This is a genomic window from Kribbella sp. NPDC051936 (genome assembly GCF_040680955.1).
Taxonomy (GTDB): Bacteria; Actinomycetota; Actinomycetes; order Propionibacteriales; family Kribbellaceae; genus Kribbella.
In genome coordinates this window covers 578788-595933 of sequence record NZ_JBFAXS010000004.1, presented here as the reverse complement: position 1 = coordinate 595933, position 17146 = coordinate 578788, and the positions used below count along the sequence as shown (strand labels likewise).

The window sequence follows — 17146 nt, the reverse complement described above, 5'->3', positions numbered from 1 at the left end:
CGGTCTGGGTCAGTCCTTGATGCCGGACTGGGTGACGCCCTGGATGAGGTAGCGCTGGAGGAAGGCGAAGATCAGCACCAGCGGGAGGATGGAAACCGCGACGGCCATGAACAGTTCGTGGATGTTGATGGTCTGGGCGGTGATGAAGGTCGACATCGCCACCTGGATGGTCCACGACGAGGAGTCCTGGCCGATCACCAGCGGCCACAGGAACGAGTTCCAGTTGCCGATGAAGGTGATCGCCGCGATGGCCGCGAAGAACGGCAGCGAGTTCGGTACGACGATCCGCCAGAACACCCCGAAGTACCCGGCGCCGTCGACCCGGGCCGCTTCCTCGAGCTCGCGCGGAAATCCGAGGAAATACTGCCGGAAAAGGAACGCCGCGAACCCGCTGAACAGCGTCGGGATGATCAGGCCGCGCAGCGACGAGACCCACCCGAGCGAGGACACCACGATGAAGGACGGGATGAAGGTCACCGCGCCCGGGATCATCAGCGTGGCGACGATCGCGTAGAAGACCTTGTCCGCGTGCCGGTACGGGATCCGCGCCAGCCCGTAGCCGGCCATCGATGCCAGCAGCAACTGTCCGCCGGTGCCGAGGATCGCGACGACGGCGGAGTTGTACAGCGCCCGCGCCATCGGCACCGTGGTGTCGTTGAACAGCTCGCTGATGTTGCTCCACTGCAGTTGCGAGGGGAACAACGTCCAGTCGGGCGCGGTGATGTCCTGTTCGGTGGACAGCGCGTTGCGCAGGATCAGGTAGAACGGGATCAGGAACAGCACGACCGCGACGAACAGCGCGGCCCAGCGCAGCACCATCCCGACGATGCCCATGGTGCTGCGGCTGAACCCGATCGGTTGCGGGGTTCCCGTCGTACGTTCGGAGACAGCCATCAGTCGCCCGCCTTTCCGAAGCCGAAGATCCGGTTCTGCAGCAGCGTCACGAGCATGATGATCACCGCCAGGATCAGCGCGCCGGCCGATCCGTGCCCGAGGTCCTGGATCGACCCGAGCGAGATGCCGTACAGGTAGACCAGCGGCGGCCGCGCGTAGTTCACGTTGCCGACCAGGTTGTAGAACTCGTCGAACGCCTGGTACGCCGCGATCAGGTTCAGGATCAGGACGGCGACCGACGTCGCCCGCAGCTGCGGCAGCGTGATGTAGCGGAACACCTGCCACCCGGGCTTGGCCCCGTCGACGTACGCCGCCTCGTACAGCGTCGGCGAGATTCGCTGCAGGCCGGCGATGAACAGGATCATGTAGAACCCGAGCTGCAGCCACAGCCGCACCGTGACCAGCGGGATCCAGTACCAGGGCGGGTCGACCGTCGACAGCCAGGCGATGTTGTCGATGCCGAACCAGCCGAGCACCGTGTTCGCGAGCCCGAACCGGACGCCGTTGAAGATCGACAGCTTCCAGATCAGCGACGCGACGACGTACGAGCACGCGGTCGGCAGGAAGAACACCGACCGGAAGAACGCCCGCGCGATCTTCACCTGGTTGACCAGCAGCGCCAGCGCCAGCGAGAGCGCGAACGTCAGCGGCACGATGAACACCGCGAAGATCGTGAACGTGCCGAGGCTGGACAGGAAGTTGTGGTCGGTCAGCATGTCGACGTAGTTGCGCAACCCGACGAACTTCGACGGGGTCGCGGTGTTGTACGCCTCGAAGAAGCTGAGAACCAGGCTCCACAGGATCGGCAGGTACGAGAAGATCAGCAGCCCGATCACGAACGGGCCGACGAACACCCAGAACCACAGGGTGTTCCCGGCGATGCCCTTGTGTCGGCGCTTCCGCGTCTCCCGCTGCTCACCAGTGACTGCGGGATCCGCGGACGTCTTGGCCGGAGCGCTCATCCGAACAACCGCTGGAGCTCGGCGTTGACGGTCTTCTCGGCTTTGGCGATCTCGGCAGCTGGGTCGGCTCCCTTCTTGATCACGTTGGTGAGCATGTCGCCGAACGCCGTGTTCATCTTCGGGGTCCAGGCAGGGTTGTCGGTGTACCCGTGGTCCTGGGTCAGCTTCACAGTGTCGGCGGCGACGCCGCTCTGCAGCTTGGACGCCTTGGCCGCGAGGCTCTTGCGCGGCGGGATGTGGAAGCCGTAGTTCAGTGACCAGTCCTCCTGGTACTCCGACTTGTCGATCCACAGCCACTTGACGAACTTCTTCGCCGCGTCGACGTTCGCGCTCTTCGCTGACACGAACTGCGTCCAGCCCCCGGAGTACACCGACGGCTGGGCCTGCGCGTCGAGCTTCGGGAACGGGATGACACCGATGTCGTCACCCAGAGCCTTCTGCATGCCCGGCACCGCCCACATGCCGATCCACTGCATCGCCACCAGGCCCTGGTTGATCGCGGTCGGATCCCACCAGTCCGTGGGCGCACCGAGCAGGATGCTCTTGCTGGCGTACAGCTCGTGCAGCTTGCCGAAGGCCTGTGCGGCGCGATCATCGGTGAAGCCGGGCTTGTTGTCCTTGGTCAGGAACTCCCCGCCGGACGAGTACAGCGCCGGACCGCCCATGACGTTGCCGCCGTCATTGCCGACGAAGATGCCCTTCACCTTGTTCGTCGTGAGTTCCTTGGCCGCGGAGATCAGGTCGTCGATCGTCTCCGGCGGCTTGATCCCGGCCTTGTCCAGCAGGCTCTTGCGGTAGTAGATGACCTGCGGGTCGATGATCATCCGGATCCCGTAGATCTTGCCGTCCAAGGTGTTGGTGGCCAGGTCGCCCGGCTGGAAGTCGTCCTTGACGTCGGCCATGATGTCGTCCAGCGCCACGACCTGGTTGCTCTTCACCATGCTGATGTTGAAGTGACCCTCGAAGACATCGGGGCCCTTGCTGGACAGCAGGCCGGAAGCGAGCTTCGCGTCGTAGTCACCGGGGGTCCACTGCACCCCGACGTTCGCGTCCGGGTAGGCCTTGGCGTACTTGAGCGCGGCCTGCTGGGTCCCCGTCTCGCCGTACTGGTGGTACCACTGCGAGAGCGTCGGCTTCGAACCGCCGCTTCCGCCGGAGGAGGACGGCCGGCCGGTGTTTCCGCCACAGGCCGCGGTCAGTGCGGCGAGGGCGGCCAGGCCGCCGGTCCGCTTGAGCAGATCCCGCCGGGTCAGACCGGCGTTCGGAACATGAGCAGGCATGAATTCCACCTTCCCGGGAGCGACGTCGCAGGGGTACGACGCCAGCGGTTCCGAGTTACTTAACTACGTTAAGCATCTCTGATTTTGGCACACCGTACTACAGGTCAATCGTTGTAGAAGTGCCAGCACAATGTCTCAAAAGCGCGCCCGGCGCAAGACCGGACGCGCTCTCGATTGTTCGAAACTGTGGAATGTTGTCAGGCCGTGATCACGTAAACATCTCACCGTCGGCGGACATCCGAACCAGCAGGGCCGGCGGCTCGAACCGGGAGCCGTACGCCGCCGCCAGCTCACGGGCGCGCTCCGCGAACGCGGACACCCCGTAGGCGTTCACGTACTGCAGCGCGCCGCCGTGCAGCGGCGGGAACCCGATCCCGAAGATCGACCCGATGTTGGCGTCCGGCACGGACCGCAGCACGCCCTCGTCCAGGCACTTGACGGTCTCCAGCGCCATCGCGAACAGCATCCGCTCCTGGAGATCGATCAGCGGTACGTCGGTCTGCCCGCCGAACTGCTCCCACAGGCCGGGCCACAACCGCTTCGACCCGTCGGCCGGGTAGTCGTAGAAGCCCGCGCCGGCCGCCTTCCCCTTGCGGCCGAACTCGTCGACGAGCCGGTCGGTGACCGCCATCCCGGGGTGGTCGTCGAAGGCGCCCGCGCTGTCACCGGCCGCCCGCGCGGCGTCCCGGATCTTCTGCGGCAGGGTCAGCGTGACCTCGTCGAGCATCGCCAGCGGCGGCGCCGGGAAGCCGGCCTGGGTCGCGGCGCGCTCGATCGTCACCGGGTCGACGCCCTCGGCGACCATCGCGGCGCCTTCCATCACCAGCGTGCCGAACACCCGCGAGGTGAAGAACCCGCGGCTGTCGTTGACCACGATCGGCGTCTTCCTGATCTGCCGTACGACGTCGTACGCCCGCGCGATCGCCCGGTCCGAGGTCTTCGCGCCGACGATCAGCTCGACCAGCGGCATCCGGTCGACCGGCGAGAAGAAGTGCATGCCGATGAAGTCGTCGGGCCGGTCGACGCCGTCGGCAAGCGCGGTGATCGGCAGCGTGGAGGTGTTCGAGCAGAGCAGCGCGTCGGGCTCGACCACGGCCGCGATCTCCGCGAACACCTTCTGCTTCAGCCCGCCGTCCTCGAAGACGGCCTCGATCACCAGGTCGCACCCGGCCAGGTCGTTCGGGTCGCCGGTCGGCGTGATCCGGCCGAGGAACGCCTCGACGTCGGCAACGGTCGTCCGGCCTTTGGCGACCTGTTTCGCGAGCAGCTTCTCGGAATATTCCTTTCCGCGCGCGGCCGCCTCCAAAGAAACATCTTTGAGCACAACCTGGAGACCGGCTTTCGCGCACACATAGGCGATTCCCGCGCCCATCATCCCCGCACCGAGCACCCCCACCTTGCGCGCGGAATACTTCGGTACGTCGGCCGGCCGCGACCCGCCGGCGTTGATCGCCTGCAGGTCGAAGAAGAACGCCTGGATCATGTTCTTCGCGATCTGGCCGGTCGCCAGCGACACGAAGTACCGCGACTCGATCCGCGAGGCGGTCTCGAAGTCGACCTGGCTGCCCTCGACCGCGGCGCTCATGATCGCCCGCGGCGCCGGGTACGGCGCGCCCTTGAGCTGCTTGCGCAGATTCGCCGGGAACGCCGGCAGGAACGCGGCCAGCTTCGGCGACGACGGCGTACCGCCGGGGATCTTGTACCCGTCCCGGTCCCACGGCTGCTTCGCGTCGCCGTCGTACGTCGTGATCCAGCGACGAGCCGCGTCGAGCAGGTCCCCGGCCGCGACGACCTCGTCGACGATGCCGACGCTCAGAGCATGGGCAGGCTTCATCCGCTGACCCTGGAGCAGCACCTTCATCAGCGCGTCCTGGAGGCCGAGCATCCGGACCGTCCGGGTTACTCCCCCGCCGCCGGGCAGCAGGCCGAGCGTCACCTCCGGCACGCCGAGCTCGATCCGGTTGTCGTCGGCAACGATCCGGTGGTGGCAGGCGAGCGCGATCTCCAGCCCGCCGCCGAGCGCGGACCCGTTGATCGCGGCGACCACCGGGACGCCCAGGGTCTCGAGGGTGCGCAACTGCTGCTTGACCAGCTCGATGGTCTCGAAGACCTGGGCAGCATCCGACGGCTGGATCTGGGACAGCATCTGCAGGTTGCCGCCGGCGAAGAACGTCGACTTCGCCGAAGTGATGATCACGCCTTTGAGCAAGGCCTTCTCCGCCACCAGGCGCTCGACGGTCCGGTCCATCGCCGCGACGTACGCGTCGTTCATGGTGTTGGCGGACGCTGACGGGTCGTTCAGCGTCAGCGTGACGACGCCTGCGTCGTTCTTCCACTCGATCATGCGGCGATCCTTTCGATGATCGTCGCGACGCCCATCCCGCCGCCGACGCACAGGGTGGCCAGGCCGTAGCGGAGCTCGCGCCGCTCCAGCTCGTCCAGCAGGGTTCCGATCAGCATCGCGCCGGTGGCCCCGAGCGGGTGCCCGAGCGCGATCGCACCGCCGTTCACATTCACCTTCTCGTGCGGTACGCCGAGGTCCTTCATGAAGTGCATGACCGCGGCCGCGAACGCCTCGTTCATCTCGAACAGGTCGATGTCGCTCACGTCCAGCCCGGCGCGCGCCAGCGCCTTCCGGGCCGCCGGCGCGGGGCCGGTGAGCATGATCGTCGGATCGGCTCCACTGACACCGGTTGCGACCACCCGTCCGCGCGGCGCCTGGCCGATCGCCTCACCGGCCTTCTCGTTACCGACAGCAACCAGGGCGGCGCCGTCGACGATGCCGGACGAGTTGCCGGCGTGGTGCACATGCTCGATCCGCTCGACGGTCAGGTACTTCTCCAGGGCGACCGAGTCGAAGCCGCCGTGCTCCCCGATCGCCGCGAACGACAACGGCAGACCGGCCAGCGTCTCGACCGACGTTCCCGGCCGGACCAGCTGGTCGTGATCGAGGATCCGCAGGCCGTTGCGATCCACCACCGGTACGACGGAGCGCGCGAAGTACCCGTTGGCCCAGGCCTTCGCGGCCCGCGCGTGCGACTCGGCGGCGTACGTGTCGACGTCGGTGCGGGAGAAGCCGTCGATGGTCGCGATCAGGTCCGCGCTGATGCCCTGCGGGATGAAGCCGGTCTCGAGCGCGGTCTCCGGGTCCATCGCCCAGGCGCCGCCGTCGGAGCCCATCTTCACCCGGGACATCGACTCGACGCCGCCGGCCAGGATGAAGTCCTCCCAGCCGGACCGCACCCGCTGCGCGGCCTGGTTGACGGCTTCCAGGCCCGACGCGCAGAACCGGTTGAGCTGCACGCCGCCGGTCGTCTCGGGGTAGCCGGCCATCAGGACGGCGGTCCGCGCGATGTCCATGCCCTGGTCGCCGATCGGGGTGACGACGCCGAGCACCACGTCGTCGATCGCGGCCGGATCCAGGCCGGGATGCCGGGTGCGCAGCTCCGTCAGCAGTCCCGTGATCAGCTGGATCGGCTTGACCTCGTGCAGCGCGCCGGTGGGTTTGCCCTTGCCGCGCGGTGTCCGGATCGCGTCGTACAGGAACGCTTCGCTGGTCATACGGCTGATTGTGACAGTAGCGCTGTCACGATGGTCAAGGGCGACTCGTTATGATCTCCGCCATGTCGGAAGTGGCGGGGGCTGCATCATTCGAAGGCGTGACCCTGACGGTCGACGAGCTGTCGACCCGGGTCGGGATGACGGTGCGCACGTTGCGGTTCTACGCGGGACGAGGGCTGATCCCGCCGCCGATCCGGCGCGGGCGGGTGGGGTACTACGGGCCGGAGCACATCGCACGGCTGGACCTGGTGCGGGAGCTGCAGGCGCACGGCTTCACGCTGCAGGCGATCGAGGGCTACCTGGACCGGATCCCGTCGGACGCGACACCGCAGGACATCGCGCTGCATCGCACGCTGCTGACGCCGTGGATGCGGGACCTGCCGGAAACGCTCGACCGCGCGGCGCTGGTCCGGCGTACCGGACGGGAGCTGAGCGACGACGACATCGAGATGCTGGTCGCGCTCGGGGTGGTCGAGCCGACGCCGGACGAGGACGTGTTCCAGGTCGCGACCGCGCACCTGAGCCTCGGCGTCGAGCTGCTCGACCTGGACCTGCCGGTCGAAGCGGTGCTGGCGGCCGGCCGGATCTTCACCGAGCACGGCCGCGCGATCGCGGAGGAGCTGACCGAGGTGTTCCGCACCAAGGTCTGGCCGCACTACCGCGACTCCGGCGGCCCGCCGGAGCACATCCAGCACCTCGTCGAGCGGTTCAAGCCGGTCACGATCCAGGGCCTGGTCCTCGCCTACGAGCGCGCCGTCGGCGAAACCCAGCGCGACACCATCCGGCGCACCCAGCACAAGCGCGCCGGTAGGTGATCAGGCGTTGGGGACGCGGAGGTAAGTGAGGCCGCGGAGGTCCAGGTAGGTGTTGTCCGGGGTGCTGACGACCCGGAGCAGGACGGACTCGCAGCCGTTGCAGCGGGCAACCATGCCGGGTGCGTCGACGTACAGGCGGGACTCGGCGAAGACGGCGACCTGGCCGCAGCCGTTGCACTGGCCGGTCGCGGTGGTCAGGTCCACGGCGAACACTTCGCTCAGGGCCCCGGCCGCCGCGTTGCCGTCCAGGTAGTTGGCTTCACTCATCCGAAACGCTCCGTTCTGACTCGGGCCGGGTCGTGACCGGCCGCGACCAGCAGATCCGCCACCGTCTCCACGAACGGCGTCGGCCCGCACACATACGTCGTCGCGCCGTCCTCGGGCGCGAACGCGTACTGCTCGATCAGCTCCGCGTCGATCCGCCCCACCCGCGGCTCCCCGGCCGGCGCCTCGCGGGTGTACACCAGCCGGACGTCGACCTCGTCCGACGCGGCCAGCTGCTTCAGGTCCTGGACGTAGATCACCGACTCCGGCCGCCTTACGGAGTACAGCAACCGCATCGGCGTCCCGGAGCCGGCCGCAGCGCGCAGCATCGACCGCAACGGCACGACCCCCGATCCCCCGCCGATCAGCTGCACCGGCCCTTCCTGGCCGGGCTTCCACACGAACCAGCCGCCGACCGGCCCGCGGATCTCCAGCGGGTCCCCGGCCTTCAGCACCTCGACGAGGTACGGCGACACCTCACCGTCGGGCACCTCCTCGACGGTCAGCTCGATCGTCTCGCCGGTCCAGGCCGACGCGATCGAGTACGACCGCGAGGCGCGGTACCCGTCGGGCGCGGTCAGCCGGACGTCGAGGTGCTGGCCCGCGAGATGCCCCGGCCAGTCCGGTACGTCGAGCACGATCGTGCGCGCCGAGGCGGTCTCACGCCGTACCTCGGCCACCGTGGCGACCTGCCACGTCAGTCGCCGGCGTATCGCTGTTCTTTCCATGGGTCTCCGTACTCGTGATAGCCGGCGGTCTCCCAGAAGCCGAGGTCCTCGGTGTCGGACAGCACCAGGCCGCGGACCCACTTGGCGCTCTTCCAGAAGTACAGGTGCGGGACGAGCAGCCGCGCGGGTCCGCCGTGCTCGGGATCGAGCGGGTCCCCGTCGTACTCGTAGGCGATCCACGACTGCCCGTCGAGCAGGTCGTCGAGCGGCACGTTCGTGGTGTAGCCGCCGTAGCTGTGCGCCATCGCGAAGTCCGCGCCGGTCTCGACGTCCGCGAGCAGCGTGTCGAGCGAGACGCCCTTCCAGGTCGTCTGCAGCTTGGACCACCGGGTCACACAGTGGATGTCCTTGGTGATCTCCTCGGACGGCAACGCCATCAGCGCCGCCCAGTCCCACTTGTACTTCTCGCCGGTCTCCGTGGTGACCGTGAACTCCCAGTGATCGGTCAGGATGTGCGGCGTCGGGCCGGCCGAGAGCACCGGGAAGTCCCGCGTCAGGTACTGCCCCGGCGGTAGGTCGTTGCCGCCTCCGCGCCGACCCGTGAAACCTGGTGACACAATGTCCATGCCGACCCCTCCCTCGGTGTGCCGCCCGGCCACCGCTCGGGAACACGCTGATGAGCGCATCGTACGGCGTGCGCACCGGCGGGCGAGTGAAGGGCACGAGATCGGGTACCGGGTCCCCTCCAGACAATCCTTCAGGCCAGTGTTGCGATGAGTCACCAGATCATGATCCGGCCGTTAGAGTGGAGCATCCGCCCAGCGGCGGCTCGAATCTGGGTGGAGTACGTGGATCTGGACCGCGGTGCGAGGGTGTGGGGGGCGATCAGGTCCGCCGCACGCGCTGAGGGTACGTCCCCGACGCTGTCGCATGCTGTCCGCGCGTGCGCCGTGGCGATGTCGGCAGTCGGTGCCGGATTCGCGATGACCCGCGACGGCGGCACCTGGGAGCCGCTGATTTCCAGCGGTCCGGAGGCGACGGAACTGGACGAGGTGCAGTTCACCCTGGGCGAGGGCCCGAGCTGCGACGCGTTGCGGCGCGGCACGCCGGTCCTCGAATCCGACCTCGCCGGCCTCGGCGCCGGGCGGCGCTGGCCCGCGTTCACCGCGGCCGCCACGGAGCGCGGCATCGCGGCCGCGTTCGCGTTCCCGATCGGCGTCGGCGCAGCCCGGGTCGGCGTCCTGACCGTGTACCGGACCGAGCGCGGCCCGCTGCCCGGGGAGCTGCTCCACGACGCCTTGGTGTACGCCGACGCCGTACTGGTCCTCGCCCTCGACGACCGGGTCGGCGCCGGCACCGACCCGGAGCAGGTGGTCTCGGCAGCCTTCAGCACCCGGCGTGCCGAGGTGCACCAGGCCACCGGCGCGGTCGCTGCGCAGCTCGGTGTCAGCGTCACCGACGCGCTCGCGCGAATTAGGGCCTACGCCTACAGCAGCGGCCAGACCTTGCAGGAGGTCGCCGCCGCTGTCATGGCCGGCGAACTGCGCTTCGAGATCGACCACACCGCACCGCGAACGAAGGAGACGGACTCACAGCATGGCGAGCAGCAGGAGGACTCATGAGCGCGACTGACAGGCGAGTGCGCGAGGTATTCATCGAGCTGTCCGACACCCTCGTCGCCGACTTCGACATCATCGAGTTTCTCGACCGGCTCGCGGACCGCTGCAGCGAGCTGCTGGACCTGTCGGCGTGCGGCATCCTGCTCGTCGATCACCTCGGCGTGCTGAACCTGGTCGCCGCGTCCAGCGAGGAGGCGCGGCTGATCGAGCTCGGCCAGCTGCAGAACCTCGAAGGTCCGGGCCTCGACGCTTTCAAGACCGGGCAACCCGCGCAGTACGCCGACCTGCACGACGGGTCCAGCCCGTGGCCGGAGTTCACGACGGCGGCCGTCGATGCCGGCTACAGCTCGGTCCAGGCACTGCCGATGCGGCTCCGCGACACGACGCTGGGCGCGGTCAGCCTGTTCCGCGAACACGCGGGCCGGCTGACGGCGGACACCATCGTTCTCGGACAGGCGCTGGCTGACGCCGCAACCATCGGTATCGTGCACCAGCGGGCACTGGCCCGGCAGGAGATCATCACCGAGCAACTGCAGACTGCACTCACCAGCAGAATCCTGATCGAGCAGGCCAAGGGCTTCCTCAGCCACAGACTCTCCGTGGGCGTCGACGAAGCCTTCGACGTACTCCGCACCTACGCCCGCTCCACCAACCGCCGCCTGACCGAGGTGGCCGCCGACGTCGTCGAAGGCCGGATCAGCCTGACCCGGTGACCCCGGCTCAGATGCCCATCGTGCGGCCGATGATCTCCTTCATGATCTCGGTGGTGCCGCCGTAGATGGTCTGGATGCGGGTGTCGAGGTAGGCCTTGGCGATCGGGTATTCGGTCATGAAGCCGTAGCCGCCGTGCAGTTGCAGGCAGCGGTCGACGACTTTCTTCTGGAGCTCGGTGGTCCACCACTTGGCCATCGCGGCCTCGGCCACGGTCAGGGTGCCGGCGTTCAGCTCCTGGATGCAGCGGTCGACGAAGACCCGGGCGATCTGTGTCTCGGTGGCGAGTTCGGCCAGGACGAAGCGGCTGTTCTGGAACGACCCGATCGGACGGCCGAACGCCTTGCGGTCCTTCACGTACCGCAGGGTCTCGTCGAGCATGTTCTCGCACGCCGCGGCCGCGACCACGGCGATCGTCAGCCGCTCCTGGGGCAGCTTCTCCATCAAGTAGACGAAGCCCTTGCCCTCCTCGCCGAGCAGGTTGTCCACCGGCACCCGGACGTCGTCGAAGAACAGCTCGGCGGTGTCCTGCGCCTTGAGCCCGATCTTGTCCAAGTTCTTCCCGCGGTCGAAGCCGGGCATCCCGCGCTCCACGACGATCAGCGAGATCCCTTGGGCGCCCGCGTCCGGGTCGGTCTTGGCCACGACGATCACCAGGTCGGCCAGGATGCCGTTGGAGATGAAGGTCTTCTGCCCGCTCAGCACGTAGTGGTCGCCGTCGCGCCGCGCGGTCGTCTGGATGCCTTGCAGGTCACTGCCCGCCCCGGGCTCGGTCATCGCGATCGCGGTGATCGTCTCCCCCGAGCAGAACGCCGGCAGCCAGCGCGCCTTCTGCTCGTCGGTCGCATAGTCCAGCAGGTACGCCGAGTTGATGTCGGTGTGGATCGTGAAGCCGACGCCGCTTGCGCGAACCCTGGTCAGCTCCTCGATCAGCACCGCGTTGAACCGGAAGTCCCGCACGCCGCCCCCGCCGTACTGCTCCGGCATCATGAAGCCGAGCAGGCCCGCGTCGCCGGCCGCGGTCCAGAGTTCGCGCGGCACGATCCCGGCGTCCTCCCAGCTGTCGTGGTGCGGGACGATCTCCTTGTCGCAGAACGACCGGACGGTCTCGCGGAAGGCATCGTGATCGGCGTCGAAGAGCTGACGTTCCACGGGCGGGTTCCTTTCAGGTCTGGACGGCGGCGCCGGACTCCAGCAGGTCGTCGAGGTCGGTGATGCCCCAGTCGGCCAGGGCCTCCCGGGTGTGCTCCCCCGGCCGCGCGGGCGGCAGGCCGAGGCTGGTCGGTGTCCGGCCGAAGCGCGGCGCGGGCGCCGCCTGCCGGACGCCGTGATGGTCGACGAAGGTGCCGCGGGCAACGAGATGCGGATGCTCGCCGGCCAGCGGCAGCACCGGCGCGACGCACGCGTCCGAGCCGTCGAACAGCTCCGTCCACTCCGCCTGGGTGCGCTGCCGGAACGTCTCGGCCAGGACCTTGCGCAGCTCCGGCCAGTTGGCCGGATCGTTGCGGTCCGGCGCGTCCAGGCCGAGCTTGCCGAGCAGATCGGCGTAGAACTGCGGCTCGAGCGCGCCGACCGCGACGTGCTTGCCGTCGGCGGTCTCGTACACGTCGTAGAACGGCGCTCCGGTGTCGAGCAGATTCGTCCCGCGCTCCTGCCGCCAGGAACCGGCCGCGAGCGCACCGAGCAGCATCGTGGTCAGGTGCGCCGAGCCGTCGACGATCGCGGCATCGACGACCTGTCCGTGCCCGCTGCGCCGGGCCTCGTGGAGCGCGGCGAGGACGCCGATCACGAGGTAGAGCGACCCACCCGCGAAGTCGCCGAGCAGGTTCGCCGGAACCTGCGGCGGCCCGCCGGCCCGCCCGATCAGGTGCAGCGCGCCGGACACCGCGAGGTAGTCGATGTCGTGCCCCGCGGCCTGCGCCAGCGGCCCGTCTTGGCCCCACCCGGTCATCCGCCCGTAGACGAGCCGCGAGTTGATCGCGTGACAGTCTGTCGGCCCCAGCCCGAGCCGCTCGGCGACCCCGGGCCGGAAGCCTTCGACCAGTACGTCGGCCTGCGCGACCAGCCGCCGTACGACGTCGACCGCGGCCGGCTGCTTGAGGTCCAGGGCCGCACTGCGACGGCCGCGGTTGACCAAGTCCAGTTCCGGCGGCCCCATCGACAGCCCGCCGCCGGGCCGGTCGATGCGGAGCACTTCGGCACCGAGCTCGGCAAGCATCATGCACGCGAACGGCGCCGGGCCGAGACCGGCCAGCTCGACCACCTTCACGCCCTCGAGTGGACCCATGCGGGCTATTGTGACAGTTCTACTGTCACAGTCGTCAAGTCATCCTGCGCGCCCCGGCCAGCGCGGTCAGTGGCAGCACGATCATCAGCCCCACGGACACCGCGAGCACGATCGACCAGCCGAGATGGTCAGGTTCGAGATGGCCGAGGTGGAAGACCGTGTGCGGGATCGAGAACGCGAGGTAGGCCACCAGCGCCAGCGTCGCGAGGAACCGGTCGAGGCGGACCGCAGCGGCGATCAGGACGATGGCCAGCCCGAGCGACGCCGCACCGAAGTCGCGGAACGCGTGTTCGGCGTACGGCGGGTCCCAGTCGACCGTCGGCACGTGGTCGTAGAACGTCTTCGGCACGAACGTCAGCCACACCCCGAGGACCAGCTGGACCGCCGCGAAGGCGATCAGCACCGCGCGGACGTACGCCCTCATCGCAGGTACTCCGCGAACGTGATCCGCCCGTACGCCGGACCGTCGACCGTCGCAGCACCGTCGGCGAAGGCGCGGAACGTCTTCCCCGGAACCCGCACCGGCAGCACGGGCCGGCGCGACGAGCGGGCCTTCTTCCACTGCTGCGCCAAGGCCCGCGCCGACAGCCGTTCCGGGCCGCCGATATCGGCGGCGTGACCGTTGACCGGCGCCGCGGTCACGAGTTCGGCGAGCCGGACGGCGACTTCGTCGACCGAGATCGGCTGCAGGGTGACGGCCGGGGCGAGGATCACCGGCGCGAAGCGCTGCGCCGTGAAGACCCGGTCGACGAGGTCGTGGAACTGGGTCGCCCGCAGGATCGTGTACGGCACGCCCGATCCGGCGACCAGCCGCTCGGCTTCGAGCTTGTACCGGTAGTACGCCAGCGGGATGCGGTCGATGCCGGCGATCGACATCACAATCAGGTGCTGGACGCCGTTGACGGCGTCCAGGAGGTTGCGGGTCTGCTCGACGTCGCGCCGGCCCTGGCTGGTGGCCAGATGGACGACCACGTCCGCTCCGTCGACGGCGGCGTCGAGGCCGGCGCCACTGGTGAGGTCGGCAACGACCCGATCGGGGCCGGCCCTGCGACTGAGGACGCGGACCTGATGGCCGGCGGCGCCGAGCTGGGTCACGGTCGGCCGGCCGAGCGTGCCGGTCCCGCCGGTGACGAGGATTGAGCTCATCGGATTCCTTTCGGTCACCAGCTCAGATCGGGCAGCCCTCCGATTCGTGACAGCTGTCCGACGGCGAACGCTAGTTTCTCGGGGTTCATCACGAACTGCACGTTGGTGACGCCGTCCGGGCCGATGCCGACGAAGCAGATCGCGACCACACCATCGGGGCCGACGGCAATCAAGGCCGGACCGCCGTTCGCCTCGCCCAGCCGTGCCTCGATGCCGCCGCCGAACCGCTGCAGCGCTCCCGCGAGGTAGCGAGCGACCCGGTCCCGTCCGGTGAGTACGTTGCGGGCTGCGGACACCTTGCCGCCGCTGTCCGCGCGGGACACCACGTCCGCCGCGAGCAGCTTCTCGAGTTCTTCGATCTCCCCCAGCCGGGCGGCCGCGATGAACCGCTCGACCAGCTTCCGCCAACCCGCGCGGTCGACCGGCTGCTCCCGCGGCTTGTCCGCGGCCAGCTTCTTGCCGGCCCGCGACGCCAACTGACGCGCGTTCGCCTCGGACGTCCCGATCAGCTCGGCGACCTCGCGGTAGCCGTACGCGAACGCCTCGTGCAGCACGTACGCCGCACGCTCGGCCGGTGTCAGCCGTTCGAGCAGGAGCAACAGCGCGAACGACACCGACTCCCGCTCCGCGACGACGTCCAGCGGTCCGAGCGCGTCGAACTCGGTCCGCCCGGTCAGCACCGGCTCCGGCAGCCACTGACCGACGTACGTCTCCCGCCGCGCCCGTGCCGACGTGAGCTGCCTGATGGACAGATTGGTGACGGTCTTGGCCAGATACGCGTCCGGGTCGCGCACCGAGGAGCGGTCGACGTCCTGCCAGCGCAGCCACGCGTCCTGCAGGATCTCCTCGGCGTCGGTCGCGGTACCGGTCATCCGGTACGCGATCCCGAACAACCGCCCGCGCAGGCGCTCGAAGTCGTCCACGCTATCGATCCTGCAGGAACGTCTCCGCGGCGCGCTGGATCTTGGTGTAGTACGCCGACCAGCCGGCCTCGTCGAGCAGGTCCGCGTCCTTGCCGCCCTGGCCGTCGATCAGTTCGCGGACGATGTCGGCGTGCCCGGCGTGGTGCGCCGTCTCGTCGACGACCCGGACCAGCAGCGCGCCGAACGTCGTACCGCGTTTGCCCTCGGCCCAGTGCGGCACCTCGGCCGGGTGGTCCAGGTCGAGCTCGGCGATCGAGCGGTCGCTGTGCGCGCAGGCCGCGCGGTAGAGGCCGGTGATGTACTCGGTCGACTCGTCCGGCTTCGCCCACAGATCGGCGCCTTCCCAGACCGAGCCGTCCGCCTCCCAGGGCAGGACCTCGGCCGGCGGGCGGCCGACGCTGGTGCCGAGATAGACGTACTCGATGCCGACGAGGTGCTTCACGAGGCCGAGCAGGTTCGTCCCGGACGGTACGAGCGGGCGCCGGCGGTCGTACTCGCTGATCCCGTCGAGCTTCGCGAGCAGCAACGCGCGCGTGTCCTGGAGGTACTGCTGCAGGTGGGACTTCATGGCGCTCCTGGCGGGACGAAGGGGACAGCGGGTGCGCCATTCTCGATCAGGCGCAGCAGTGCGGCGGTGTCGGCGTACTCGTCGATCATGTCGGCCAGCCGGTCCAGCCGCTCCTCACGCAGCCCCGCGAACGAGACCGAACCGTCGGGCGCAGGCTTGCCGGTGAGCTCCGCGACCTCACGCAAGAAGGCATGCCGCGCGGCGTCGTCGTCCAGCAAACCGTGCCAGATGGTTCCCCACACGGTGCCGGCACGACAACCACCTGGGAACTCCTGCGCGTCGCCGATCACGTCGACGACGCCGTGGTGGATCTCGTACGCCGTCGGCGCCGGCCGCGCCAGCACCTTCTCCCGCCCGAAAACCGTTGTGACGGGCAACAACCCCAGCCCGGGGTGATCGCCACCGGTCTCCACGCCGTCAGGATCCGAGACGATTGTGCCCAGCGCCTGATACCCACCGCAGATCCCCAGGACCGGACGGCGCTCGGCAACCCGTGCCGTCAGCGGGTCGGCCAGGCCCTGGGCGCGGAGCCAGGCCAGGTCCGCGACCGTGGCGCGGGAGCCGGGCAGGACGACGAGGTCGGCGTCGCGGATCTCGGCCGGGCTCGTCGTGAAGAACACGCTGTTGGTCGGCTCGACCGCTAGCGCGTCGAGGTCGGTGAAGTTGCTGATCCGCGGGAACCGCACCACCGCGATCGTCAGCAGGTCGCCCGGCGAGGTCCGCCGTACCGGGATGTCGAGCGCGTCCTCGGAGTCCAGCCAGAGCTCGGGCAGCCAGGGCAGGACGCCGTACGTCGGGCGGCCCGTGACGGAGGTCAGCATGTCGATGCCCGGCTGCAGGAGCGATACGTCGCCGCGGAACTTGTTCACCAGGAACCCGCTGACCAGCGCCTGGTCGGCGGCGTCGAGCAGCGCGACCGTGCCGAACATCGCCGCGAACACGCCGCCGCGGTCGATGTCGCCGACCACGACGACCGGCGCTCGGGTGTGCTGTGCGAGGCCCATGTTCACGTAGTCCGACTGCCGCAGGTTGATCTCCGCCGGACTGCCCGCGCCCTCACTGATCACGACGTCGTAGCGCGACGCGAGATCGTCGTACGCCGCGAACGCCGCCTTCGCCAGTTCGGCCCGCTCGGTCAGGAACCCGCGCGCGGACAGCTCACCCCACGGCTGCCCCATCAGGACCACATGGCTGCGCCGGTCGCTGCCGGGTTTGAGCAGCACTGGGTTCATCGCCGCCTCGGGTTCGGCGCCGGCCGCGACTGCCTGGATCCACTGCGCGCGGCCGATCTCGGTGCCGTCCGCGCAGACCATCGAGTTGTTCGACATGTTCTGCGCCTTGTACGGCGCGACCCGGACGCCCTGTCGCGCCAGCCACCGGCACAGCCCGGTGACGACGGTCGTCTTCCCGGCGTCGGACGTCGTACCGGCGATCAGCAGCGAACCCAC

General features: G+C 69.0%; 18 protein-coding genes. 3 read left to right on the top strand and 15 right to left on the bottom strand.

The features are described 5' to 3' along the window. Positions 1–9: 9 nt before the first annotated feature. From AB0L64_RS16740 to AB0L64_RS16720, 5 genes are all read right to left on the bottom strand, one after another. Positions 10–894, bottom strand: coding sequence for a carbohydrate ABC transporter permease (locus AB0L64_RS16740; RefSeq protein ID WP_363710987.1), 885 nt, complete (start codon positions 892–894; stop codon positions 10–12). After that, positions 894–1856, bottom strand: a complete 963-nt coding sequence (locus AB0L64_RS16735) for a sugar ABC transporter permease (protein ID WP_363710986.1) — start codon at positions 1854–1856, stop codon at positions 894–896. The genes AB0L64_RS16740 and AB0L64_RS16735 overlap by 1 nt, the downstream gene beginning before the upstream one ends. Further along, positions 1853–3136 carry a sugar ABC transporter substrate-binding protein gene (locus AB0L64_RS16730; RefSeq protein WP_363710985.1) on the bottom strand — a complete coding sequence of 428 codons (1284 nt, stop codon included), beginning with the start codon at positions 3134–3136 and terminating at the stop codon, positions 1853–1855. The genes AB0L64_RS16735 and AB0L64_RS16730 overlap by 4 nt, the downstream gene beginning before the upstream one ends. 208 nt (positions 3137–3344) lie before the next feature. Beyond that, positions 3345–5480 (bottom strand): 3-hydroxyacyl-CoA dehydrogenase NAD-binding domain-containing protein, encoded by a 2136-nt coding sequence (locus AB0L64_RS16725; protein WP_363710984.1) that lies wholly within the window; start codon positions 5478–5480, stop codon positions 3345–3347. Next, positions 5477–6697 carry an acetyl-CoA C-acetyltransferase gene (locus AB0L64_RS16720; RefSeq protein ID WP_363710983.1) on the bottom strand — a complete coding sequence of 407 codons (1221 nt, stop codon included), beginning with the start codon at positions 6695–6697 and terminating at the stop codon, positions 5477–5479. The genes AB0L64_RS16725 and AB0L64_RS16720 overlap by 4 nt, the downstream gene beginning before the upstream one ends. 62 nt (positions 6698–6759) lie before the next feature. Between AB0L64_RS16720 and AB0L64_RS16715 the strand changes: the two genes are divergently transcribed. Then, positions 6760–7512 (top strand): MerR family transcriptional regulator, encoded by a 753-nt coding sequence (locus AB0L64_RS16715; RefSeq protein ID WP_363710982.1) that lies wholly within the window; start codon positions 6760–6762, stop codon positions 7510–7512. Here the strand turns inward: AB0L64_RS16715 and AB0L64_RS16710 are convergent, their stop codons facing one another. From AB0L64_RS16710 to AB0L64_RS16700, 3 genes are read right to left on the bottom strand one after another with little or no spacing between them, the layout of a single operon-like run. Continuing rightward, on the bottom strand, positions 7513–7779 hold the full coding sequence (locus AB0L64_RS16710) for a DUF6510 family protein (RefSeq protein WP_359929339.1): 267 nt from the start codon (positions 7777–7779) through the stop codon (positions 7513–7515). Continuing rightward, positions 7776–8504 (bottom strand): ferredoxin reductase, encoded by a 729-nt coding sequence (locus tag AB0L64_RS16705; protein WP_363710981.1) that lies wholly within the window; start codon positions 8502–8504, stop codon positions 7776–7778. The genes AB0L64_RS16710 and AB0L64_RS16705 overlap by 4 nt, the downstream gene beginning before the upstream one ends. Further along, complete coding sequence (locus tag AB0L64_RS16700) at positions 8474–9070, bottom strand: sulfite oxidase-like oxidoreductase (protein WP_359929343.1); 597 nt, start codon at positions 9068–9070, stop codon at positions 8474–8476. The genes AB0L64_RS16705 and AB0L64_RS16700 overlap by 31 nt, the downstream gene beginning before the upstream one ends. 147 nt (positions 9071–9217) lie before the next feature. Between AB0L64_RS16700 and AB0L64_RS16695 the strand changes: the two genes are divergently transcribed. Together AB0L64_RS16695 and AB0L64_RS16690 are read left to right on the top strand one after the other, a co-directional pair. Beyond that, the gene (locus tag AB0L64_RS16695; protein WP_363710980.1) at positions 9218–10066 is read left to right on the top strand and encodes a GAF and ANTAR domain-containing protein; all 849 of its coding nucleotides are present in this window, start codon (positions 9218–9220) and stop codon (positions 10064–10066) included. After that, the gene (locus AB0L64_RS16690; RefSeq protein ID WP_363710979.1) at positions 10063–10776 is read left to right on the top strand and encodes a GAF and ANTAR domain-containing protein; all 714 of its coding nucleotides are present in this window, start codon (positions 10063–10065) and stop codon (positions 10774–10776) included. The genes AB0L64_RS16695 and AB0L64_RS16690 overlap by 4 nt, the downstream gene beginning before the upstream one ends. A 7-nt stretch (positions 10777–10783) precedes the next feature. On the opposite strand, the gene AB0L64_RS16685 is transcribed toward AB0L64_RS16690, so the two are convergent. The 7 genes from AB0L64_RS16685 to AB0L64_RS16655 are packed head-to-tail and all read right to left on the bottom strand — an operon-like array spanning position 10784 to position 17146. Beyond that, positions 10784–11926 carry an acyl-CoA dehydrogenase family protein gene (locus AB0L64_RS16685; RefSeq protein WP_363710978.1) on the bottom strand — a complete coding sequence of 381 codons (1143 nt, stop codon included), beginning with the start codon at positions 11924–11926 and terminating at the stop codon, positions 10784–10786. A gap of 13 nt (positions 11927–11939) precedes the next feature. Next, positions 11940–13061, bottom strand: a complete 1122-nt coding sequence (locus AB0L64_RS16680) for a CaiB/BaiF CoA-transferase family protein (protein ID WP_363710977.1) — start codon at positions 13059–13061, stop codon at positions 11940–11942. A gap of 34 nt (positions 13062–13095) precedes the next feature. Continuing rightward, a complete protein-coding gene (locus AB0L64_RS16675; RefSeq protein ID WP_363710976.1) occupies positions 13096–13485 on the bottom strand; it encodes a hypothetical protein in 390 nt (129 codons plus the stop codon). Next, positions 13482–14207, bottom strand: coding sequence for an NAD(P)H-binding protein (locus tag AB0L64_RS16670; RefSeq protein WP_363710975.1), 726 nt, complete (start codon positions 14205–14207; stop codon positions 13482–13484). The genes AB0L64_RS16675 and AB0L64_RS16670 overlap by 4 nt, the downstream gene beginning before the upstream one ends. 14 nt (positions 14208–14221) lie before the next feature. Further along, a complete protein-coding gene (gene sigJ, locus AB0L64_RS16665; protein ID WP_363710974.1) occupies positions 14222–15130 on the bottom strand; it encodes an RNA polymerase sigma factor SigJ in 909 nt (302 codons plus the stop codon). Position 15131: 1 nt separating this feature from the next. Beyond that, positions 15132–15698 carry a DinB family protein gene (locus AB0L64_RS16660; protein ID WP_363710973.1) on the bottom strand — a complete coding sequence of 189 codons (567 nt, stop codon included), beginning with the start codon at positions 15696–15698 and terminating at the stop codon, positions 15132–15134. After that, positions 15695–17146 (bottom strand): cobyric acid synthase, encoded by a 1452-nt coding sequence (locus tag AB0L64_RS16655; protein WP_363710972.1) that lies wholly within the window; start codon positions 17144–17146, stop codon positions 15695–15697. Before AB0L64_RS16655 ends, AB0L64_RS16660 begins: the two co-directional genes overlap by 4 nt.